Genomic DNA, 8,185 nt, shown 5'->3' on the forward strand with positions numbered 1-8,185 from the left:
TCCAGATCGACGCCATGGTATTGTCTTGGACAGGAAAGATCGGAGTTCGCCGGCTGCCCACTCGTGGCGGCCCGAACCATCGCCTTGCGGAACTTTTCAGTCGCCTCGCTGGAGCTGATCTCCAGCCGAGGGCTGCGGTTGCATGAGGCACGGTCTTTTGCACCGCGCCATCCGGGATCTCAGATTCCGGGTTCGCAGCGTTCCGCTGCGCCCGGGAATGACCTCATGTCCGTCCCCTGGTCGGGATCTTGTTGAACGGCACGTGCTTGTCGACACGGATGTCGCCGGGCAACCCGAGCACGCGCTCGGCGATGATGTTGCGCAGGATTTCGTCGGTACCGCCGGCAATGCGCATGGAGGGCGAGGACAGCAGCATCTGCTGGAACTGGCCCCGCGCCTCTTCCTCGTCGGCTCCCGTCAGCACGCCGGCCGCGCCCTCGAGGTCCATCGCGTAAGTCGCAATATCCTGCAGCATGGAACCGGCGACGAGCTTGCCGATCGAGTTTTCCGGTCCCGGCCGCTCGCCCCTCGACAGCGCGGAGATCGCGCGGTAGCTGGTGTATTTCAGTCCGCTGGCCTTCACCGCCCAACTCGCCAGCTTCGAACGGGCGGCGCGATCATCGATCGCGGGTCTGCCTTCCAGCATCAGATCGGCGCAGAACTCGAACATCTCCGGAAAGCCGGTCGCCAGCCGCGCGCCGATCGACATGCGTTCGTTCATCAACGTGGTCAGCGACACGTTCCAGCCGTCGCCGACTTGGCCGAGCCGCTGGCTGTCAGGGATGACCACATCGCTGAAATAGACCTCGTTGAACTCCTGCATGCCGTTGGCCTGCTTGATGGGCCTGACCTCGACGCCTCGGCTCTTCATGTCGAGGAAGAACATCGTGAGCCCCTTGTGCTTGGGCACATTGGGATCGGTGCGGGTAATGAGCAGGCCATAGTCGGAGTAATGCGCGCCCGACGTCCAGATCTTCTGACCGTTGACGATCCACTCACCGTCCCTCCTCTCCGCTCGCGTGCGAAGCCCCGCGACGTCGGAGCCGCCGGCCGGTTCGGAAAACAGCTGGCACCAGATCTCCTCGCCGGATGCGAGTTTTGGCAGGTAGCGCCGCTTGGCCTCCTCGCTGCCATAGGCCATCACGGTCGGCCCGCACATGCCCTCGCCGATCTGGAACGGCTGCGTCAGCTTGCCGTAGACGCCCTCTTCCTGCTGCCAGATCACCCGCTCGATCGGCGAAGCCCCACGGCCGCCATACTCCTTTGGCCAGTGCAGGCAGGCCCAGCCGGCCTCTGCCTTCTTCTTCTGCCAGGCCTTGCCGACCTCGACGATGTCGCGGTCGTGCAGGCGGATGCGGCCGAGCGAGGATTTTGAGAGCTCCGCTTCCAGTTCTTTTGGCGCGTTCGCGTCGATCCACTGCCGCGCGATGCTGCGGAACTCGGCTTCCTGCGGGGTGTCATCGAAGTTCATGGCGTCATCCTTGAGTTCATTGAATCGTAGCCGTGTAATCAGCCGGCAGGCCCAACCGGTTGGCGATCTCGTGCAGCCTTGCGGCGTATTCCCAATTTTGACCTTCGGATTCGTGTGACGGAGGAAGGTTGAAGCAGAGCGCCGGGACAATGGACCGGTCCTCAAGCTGCGCGATCACGGCTTCCGGTCGATATTGAGCAACGCTCGGCTCCGCGTAGAGCTGCACGAGGTCCTCGTGAGACAATCCGATCACAAAACCATGGGCGCATTTTGCTGGATCAGGCACCAGCATCGCGCGCTGTCCGATCCGCAGCGCCATTCCCGAAACGCAAGCCTTGCGCGGATTGACGGGATGAAGTCCCTTCGCGCGTAACGCCTCGACGTCCATGAACAGGCCGTAGAAAAACACATTGACGGGCGGTGAGTTCATGGTGACCTCACGGGTGCGGGCTACGCCGCATTCTTCTTGCGCAGGCGATCGATCAGCGCATCCTCCCAATAGGACAGGCTTCCGAGCGAGAGTGCCAGCGCGTTGGCGCGGCGGTAATACATGTGGCAGTCGAACTCCCAGGTGAAACCCATGCCGCCATGCACCTGGATGTTGTTCTTGGCGCAGTGCTGGAACGCCTGCGTGGCGCTGATGCGGGCCGAGGCCGCGGCTTCCGGCAGCTCCGCCGCATTGGTCGAGAGTGCCCAGGCGCCGTAGTAGCAGTTGGAGCGCGCCAGCGTCGCCGACACGTACATGTCGGCGAGCATGTGCTTGATCGCCTGGAACGAGCCGATCGGCCGGCCGAAGGCGATGCGGTCGAGCGCATAGTCACGGCCCATCTCCAGCGCGCGGTCGGCGCCGCCGATTTGCTCGAAGCCGACCAGCACGGCTGCGCGATCGAGCAGCTGGGTAAGCATGCCAAAGCCTTCGCCGGTTGCGCCGAGCGGTTCGGCCTTGCAATTCCCAAAGGTGAGTTCGGCCTGTCCGCGCGTCGGGTCGAGATTGGTCAGCACCTTGGCTTCGACCCCGCCGGCTTTGACGTCGACCAGAAACAGCGAGATATCGTCGTCGCGGCCGCTCGATCCCGTGCGCGCGGCGATGATCACGAAATCAGCAATCGCGCCGTCGGGAACCGGCTTCTTCACACCGTTGAGCACGCCGCCCGCCGCGTCGAGCCTGATTCCCTGCGGCGACGGATTGCCCTTGCCTTCGAACAGCGCGAGCGTGCCGATCGCTTCGCCCGACGCGATTTTCGGCAGCCATCTCTGCTTCTGCGCGTCGCTCCCGGCGAGCAGCAGCGCTTCGGCCGCGAGATACACCGTCGAAGAAAATGGCACCGGCGCCATCGCGCGGCCCATCTCTTCGGCGATCACGCAAAGCTCGAGATGGCCTGCACCGGCACCGCCATATTCTTCGGGGATCGCGACGCCGAGAAAGCCCATTTCGGCCAGCCCCTTCCACAGCTCGCGATCGTAATCGGCCTTGCCGTCGAGCACGGTACGGACCGCCTTCGGCGGGCATTTTTCGCTCAGGAATTTCCGCGCCTGGTCGCGCAGCTGCTTCTGGTCCTCGGAGAAGTCGAAATTCATGGCGCCTGCCTCTTGCTGTCATTCCGGAGCGCTCGCAAAGCGAGCGAACCCGGAATCTCGATGTAAGTAACTTCTGGATTCCGGGTTCGCGCTCACGCGCGCCCCGGAATGACGACATAGCCTCGTAGGATGGGTGGAGCGAAGCGAACCCATCGATGACTTGGTTGCGGCTGATGGGTTTCGCTGCCATCCTACGATCAGCTCAAAATAATCACATCGTCATCAGGAACGTTGGCATAGAGCCGCTCGACCAGCGCAGCGCGGCGCGCGAGCCCGGCACGCTGGTTGATGTAGCCCTTGTCGGTGAGCTCGTTGCCGTCGATCGAAGGCAGCTCGACCAAAAGCATGGCGCGGGCGATGCGCCGGCTGCTGGCGCGCTCGCAGGCCGCATTGTGCGCTTCCAGTCCACGTTTCAGGCAGACAATGACGGCAGGATGTTTCACGACGTCCGCAAAGCTCGCTTCTGCATTGCCGGTCAATTGGCGGCAGGCGTGCAGATTTGGCCAGGCCAGCAGGCCGATGAACGGGCGATCCTGGCCCGTCACCAGCGCGTCGTGGATGACGGGCGTCGCAGCGGCGATGGCATCTGTGCGGAGCGAGCCGACATGAACGAAGGTGCCGGTGGTGAGCTTGAAGTCTTCCACGACGCGGCCGGCAAAGATGATGCCTTCCGCCGGATCATCGGGATCGACGAACACGCCGGCATCGCCGATGCAATAAAAACCCTCCTCGTCGAACGCGGCGCTGGTCAGATCGGGCTGACCGAAATAGCCGGGCGTGACGTTGACGCCGCGCAGGCGCAGCTCAAATTTCGCGCCGCACGGCACCATCTTCAATTCGACGCCGGGAAACGGCAGGCCGATCAGACCGACGCGCTCGGTATCCCAATAGGTCCCGGTCGCAGTCGGCGCGGTCTCGGTCGAGCCCCAGCCGGTGTAGAACACGATGCGCTGGCCGGTCGTACGCACCGCAAGTGCCTGCATGCGGTCATAGAGGTCGTCGGGCAGCCGCGCGCCGCCATACGCCATCAGCGTGAGGTTCTTGAAGAAGCTGCGGCATAGCGCCTCGTCCTTCTCCATGGCCGCCGCGAGCGCGGCATAGCCGGCCGGCACGTTGGCGTAAGAGGTCGGCGAGATCTCGCGCAGATTCCTGAGCGTCTCCTCGAACTGGCCGGGGATTGGCCTGCCATCGTCGATATGGAGCGTGCCGCCATCGATCAGCAGCGGATTGAAGGCGGCATTGCCACCCATGGTGTGGTTCCACGGCATCCAGTCGAGGATGATCGGACGCGCCCCGTTCGGATCGCGCGGCCGCACCTGCATCATCATCGCGGCATTGGCGCACATCATCGCCTGCGTGTTGATGACGGCCTTGGGCATGCCGGTCGAGCCTGAGGTGAACAGCAGCTTGCCGACGGTGTCCGGCGTGATCTGCGCGATCGAGTCCACGACCTCGCCTGTCACAGGCGTCGCCCCAAGATCGGCGAAGGCCGTGCTCCTGATGCCGTCACAGGGCCGCGCCACATGGATCACCGTGACGTCATCGAGCGGAAGCGCTTTCAGCGCTTTCTCGAAAGTCGGGCCGTCCTGCACCATCACGGCGGCCGGCTTGATGAGATCGAACAGATATTTCAGCTTGGCATGATCATGACTCATCAGCGAATAGGCCGGCGACACGGGGGCTGCCGGATGCCGCGCCTGCATCGCGGCCATCGTCATCAGCGCATGCTCGATCGAATTGCCCGAGAGGATCGCCAGCGGACGCCCGGCCTCGAGGCCGAGATTGATCAGCCCCTGCGTCAGCGCATCGACTGTGCGCTTGGCCTCGCCATAGGACACTTTTCGCCATTGCCGCGTTTCGCCCGCGCGCTGCGCCAGCCAGATGCGCTCCGGCGCCTGATCGGCCCATTGCGCCAGCGAGGCCGGGACGTGCTTGTCGTATTCTCTCAGCGGGATGCGCGACTTCAGCACAATCACGCCATCGTCGCGTCGCTCGACCGCGATATCGCGCGGCAGCCATTCGATCTTGCGAAAGCCCGGCTTGGCGAGCGCGGCGGCAGTGCCTTCCATATTGGGTCTCCCAAAATATCGCCCGTTGCCCGGATCGCTATTCTTGTCGTCCCCGCTTTCGCGGGGACGGCAGCGAAGTCGGTTTACCGCGGCGCCATGCGGATCGCGCCATCGAGCCGGATGGTCTCGCCATTGAGCATCGCATTCTCGACGATGTGGACCGCGAGCGCGCCATATTCCGACGCCTCGCCGAGCCGCGCCGGATGCGGCACCTGGGCGCCGAGACTCTTGCGCGCCTCCTCGTTCAATCCCATCAGCAACGGCGTGAGGAAGATGCCGGGCGCAATGGTGTTGACGCGAATCTTCTGGCTCGCGAGATCGCGCGCCGCCGGCAGCGTGAGCCCGACGATGCCGCCCTTGGATGCGGAATAGGCGATCTGGCCAATCTGCCCTTCGAAGGCGGCCACCGATGCCGTGTTGATGATGACGCCGCGCTCTTCCCCGACCGCCTCCGCAGTCACGAGACGCTCGGCAAACAGGCGCAGGCAATTGAAGGTGCCGATCAGGTTGACATTGATGATGCGCGCGAATTTTGCCAGCGGATAGACGCCATCGCGGCCGACGATGCGCTGCGAGCCGCCGATCCCGGCGCAGTTCACCAGCACGCGAGCGATGCCGTGCGCGGCTTCCGCCTTTGCCAGACCGGCCTTGACCTGGTCCTCGTCGGTGACGTCGGCATGGAGGGCCACGCCCTTCACCTCAGTTGCGATCTTGTCGGCGTTCTCCTGGCTCTGGTCGAGCACGCCGATCTTTGCGCCTTTTTCCGCCATCGCGCGGGCGGTGGCGGCGCCAAGGCCCGAGCCTCCGCCGGTGATGACAACGGCAATGTCTTTCAACTGCATTGGTTAGCTCTCCTTGGACGTTTCTTGTTCAAGCGAATAGCGAATAGTGAATAGCGAATAGGGAATAGGGAAGATGCCCTGCCCAACCACTTCTGCTCTATTCGCTATTCGCTATTCCCTACTCGCTTCTTTCCTTGGTCAGAACGCCGCCACACAGCAAGCCCTCCATATGCTTGATGTAGGCGCGGCAGACCTCATCGGTGACCGGGCCGACGCCGCTCGCGCGGGTCATCGCGTGCCGGCCGAAGAACAGATGATCGCAGGCGCCGATCAGGCTGGTGTAGAACAGGATCGGATCGATCTCGCGAAATTCGCCTCTCCGCACACCTTCGGCAAGCAGCCGGCGATGAAAATCCAGGAGCGGCGCAACGAAGAATTTCGAGACTTCGTCGGCGGCCTCGGCGCTCGATTCATGCAGCAAGTAATGGATCAGCCGATTCATATAGGGAAAGCGCCGGTAGGCGCGAATGATGCCGGCGATGTGCAGCTTGAGTTTTTCGGTCGGCGTGATCGGCTGGCTCAAAAGATATTCGAGACCCTCGACTTCGGTCGCAGCATCCCGCGCCAGCAGCGCGAGCAGCAGCCCGTCCTTGTTGCCAAAGTGGTATTTGACCAGCGCCGAGTTGGCGCCGGATTTTTGCGCGATGTCGCTCAAGGAGACATCGATCGAGGAGCGCTCGATCATCAGATCGCTCGCCGCGACCAGCAGCTTTTCGGCCGTGCCGTTCCTGGCCGCGGGAACCCTGTTCAGCGCGCTGCTTGTCAAATTGCGGTCCCATCCAGATCCGTCGAGACCGACAGATAACCTGACGAAACCGCAGAGCTCAAAAGTTAATTGATCGATTGACTAAATTCGCCAAGGCGACTTAAATCCGCCGCGACATTCATAAGCACATAGAAAAATCAGGGAGATAGCAGATGGCCGAGGCCTATATCGTTGCCGCCGCGCGCACCGCTGGCGGCCGCAAGGGAGGACGCCTCGCCGGCTGGCATCCGGCGGACCTCGCGGCGACCGTGCTCAACGCCCTCGTCGAACGCTCCGGCGCCGCCCCCGACCAGATCGAGGACGTCATCATGGGCTGTGTGATGCAGGCGGGTGAGCAGTCCAACAACGTCGCGCGCAACGCGATCATGGCCTCAAAACTGCCGGAAAGCGTGCCCGGCACCTCGATCGATCGGCAATGCGGTTCGTCGCAGCAGGCGCTGCACTTTGCGGCGCAGGCCGTCATGTCGGGCGCGATGGACGTGGTGATCGCAGCCGGCGTGGAATCGATGACGCGCGTGCCGATGGGGCTTGCCTCGCAACTGCCGGCCAAGAACGGGTTTGGCCATTACAAGAGTCCTAACATCGAGCAGCGCTACCCGAACATCGTGTTCAGCCAGTTCACCGGCGCGGAGATGATGGCCGAGAAATACGGCCTGTCCAAAGATGATCTCGACGCGTATTCATATAACAGTCACCAGCGCGCAATAGCGGCAACTCAGGGCGGCCATTTCAACTCCGAGATCGTTCCGCTCGAGATCACCCGCGCCGACGGCACAACCGACACGCACACGATCGACGAAGGCATTCGCTTCGACGTCAGCCTCGACGGCATCAAGGGCGTCAAGCTGATCGCCGAGAACGGCAAGCTGACGGCGGCGAGCGCTAGCCAGATCTGCGACGGCGCCTCCGGCGTAGTCGTCGTCAACGAGAAGGGCTTGAAGCAGCTCGGCGCCAAGCCGCTGGCGCGCATCCATCACATGACCATGATGGGCGGCGATCCCGTCATCATGCTGGACGCGCCGCTGCACGCCACCGAGCGCGCGCTGAAGAAGGCCGGCATGAAGATCGACGACATCGACCTGTTCGAGGTCAACGAGGCGTTTGCCTCGGTGCCGACGGCCTGGCTGAAGACGACCAGCGCCGATCCGGCGCGGCTCAACGTCAATGGCGGCGCCATCGCGCTCGGCCATCCCCTTGGCGGGTCCGGCACGAAGCTGATGACCACGCTGGTCAACGCGCTGCAGCAGCGCAACAAGCGCTACGGCCTGCAGACCATGTGCGAAGGGGGCGGTATGGCGAATGTGACGATCGTCGAGCGGCTGTAAGCCGCATCCACACACGCGGTGTCGTCCCGGCGAAAGCCGGGACCCATAACCACAGGCAGAAGTTCAGGGCAGGAACAAACGTCGTCATTGCGAGCGAAGCGAAGCAATCCAGGATCTCGCGCGCAACCCTGGAT

At 63.3% G+C, this 8,185-nt stretch carries 7 protein-coding genes; 1 reads left to right on the forward strand and 6 read right to left on the reverse strand.

All coding sequences use genetic code 11. The annotated features are described in order from the left end of the window. Nucleotides 1-223: 223 nt before the first annotated feature. The 6 genes from JOZ76_RS05580 to JOZ76_RS05605 form a co-directional block, all read right to left on the reverse strand. Nucleotides 224-1,471 (reverse strand): acyl-CoA dehydrogenase, encoded by a 1,248-nt coding sequence (locus JOZ76_RS05580; protein ID WP_291697632.1) that lies wholly within the window; start codon nucleotides 1,469-1,471, stop codon nucleotides 224-226. Between the two features lie 16 nt (nucleotides 1,472-1,487). Next, on the reverse strand, nucleotides 1,488-1,859 hold the full coding sequence (locus JOZ76_RS05585) for a hypothetical protein (RefSeq protein ID WP_366938540.1): 372 nt from the start codon (nucleotides 1,857-1,859) through the stop codon (nucleotides 1,488-1,490). Nucleotides 1,860-1,921: 62 nt separating this feature from the next. Further along, nucleotides 1,922-3,049: an acyl-CoA dehydrogenase family protein gene (locus JOZ76_RS05590; RefSeq protein WP_291697634.1), complete on the reverse strand. Its 1,128-nt coding sequence runs from the start codon at nucleotides 3,047-3,049 to the stop codon at nucleotides 1,922-1,924. Between the two features lie 197 nt (nucleotides 3,050-3,246). Beyond that, nucleotides 3,247-5,118, reverse strand: a complete 1,872-nt coding sequence (locus tag JOZ76_RS05595) for an AMP-binding protein (protein ID WP_291697635.1) — start codon at nucleotides 5,116-5,118, stop codon at nucleotides 3,247-3,249. 83 nt (nucleotides 5,119-5,201) lie between these two features. Further along, nucleotides 5,202-5,960: an SDR family NAD(P)-dependent oxidoreductase gene (locus tag JOZ76_RS05600; RefSeq protein ID WP_291697636.1), complete on the reverse strand. Its 759-nt coding sequence runs from the start codon at nucleotides 5,958-5,960 to the stop codon at nucleotides 5,202-5,204. 118 nt (nucleotides 5,961-6,078) lie between these two features. Further along, entirely contained in the window at nucleotides 6,079-6,645 is a 567-nt protein-coding gene (locus JOZ76_RS05605; RefSeq protein WP_441299983.1) for a TetR family transcriptional regulator, read from the reverse strand. A gap of 233 nt (nucleotides 6,646-6,878) precedes the next feature. On the opposite strand from JOZ76_RS05605, the gene JOZ76_RS05610 reads away from it, so the two are divergent. Continuing rightward, the gene (locus tag JOZ76_RS05610; protein ID WP_291697638.1) at nucleotides 6,879-8,051 is read left to right on the forward strand and encodes an acetyl-CoA C-acetyltransferase; all 1,173 of its coding nucleotides are present in this window, start codon (nucleotides 6,879-6,881) and stop codon (nucleotides 8,049-8,051) included. Nucleotides 8,052-8,185: the final 134 nt, after the last annotated feature.

This window comes from Bradyrhizobium sp. (assembly GCF_019244115.1).
In the GTDB taxonomy this organism is placed as follows: domain Bacteria; phylum Pseudomonadota; class Alphaproteobacteria; order Rhizobiales; family Xanthobacteraceae; genus Bradyrhizobium.

What these genes read in the sequence shown, in the direction of transcription:
- JOZ76_RS05580 (WP_291697632.1), bottom strand. Translation starts at nt 1,471, where the DNA reads ATGAACTTCGATGACACCCCGCAGGAAGCCGAGTTCCGCAGCATCGCG.
- JOZ76_RS05585 (WP_366938540.1), bottom strand. Translation starts at nt 1,859, where the DNA reads ATGGACGTCGAGGCGTTACGCGCGAAGGGACTTCATCCCGTCAATCCG.
- JOZ76_RS05590 (WP_291697634.1), bottom strand. Translation starts at nt 3,049, where the DNA reads ATGAATTTCGACTTCTCCGAGGACCAGAAGCAGCTGCGCGACCAGGCG.
- JOZ76_RS05595 (WP_291697635.1), bottom strand. Translation starts at nt 5,118, where the DNA reads ATGGAAGGCACTGCCGCCGCGCTCGCCAAGCCGGGCTTTCGCAAGATC.
- JOZ76_RS05600 (WP_291697636.1), bottom strand. Translation starts at nt 5,960, where the DNA reads ATGCAGTTGAAAGACATTGCCGTTGTCATCACCGGCGGAGGCTCGGGC.
- JOZ76_RS05605 (WP_441299983.1), bottom strand. Translation starts at nt 6,645, where the DNA reads ATGATCGAGCGCTCCTCGATCGATGTCTCCTTGAGCGACATCGCGCAA.
- JOZ76_RS05610 (WP_291697638.1), top strand. Translation starts at nt 6,879, where the DNA reads ATGGCCGAGGCCTATATCGTTGCCGCCGCGCGCACCGCTGGCGGCCGC.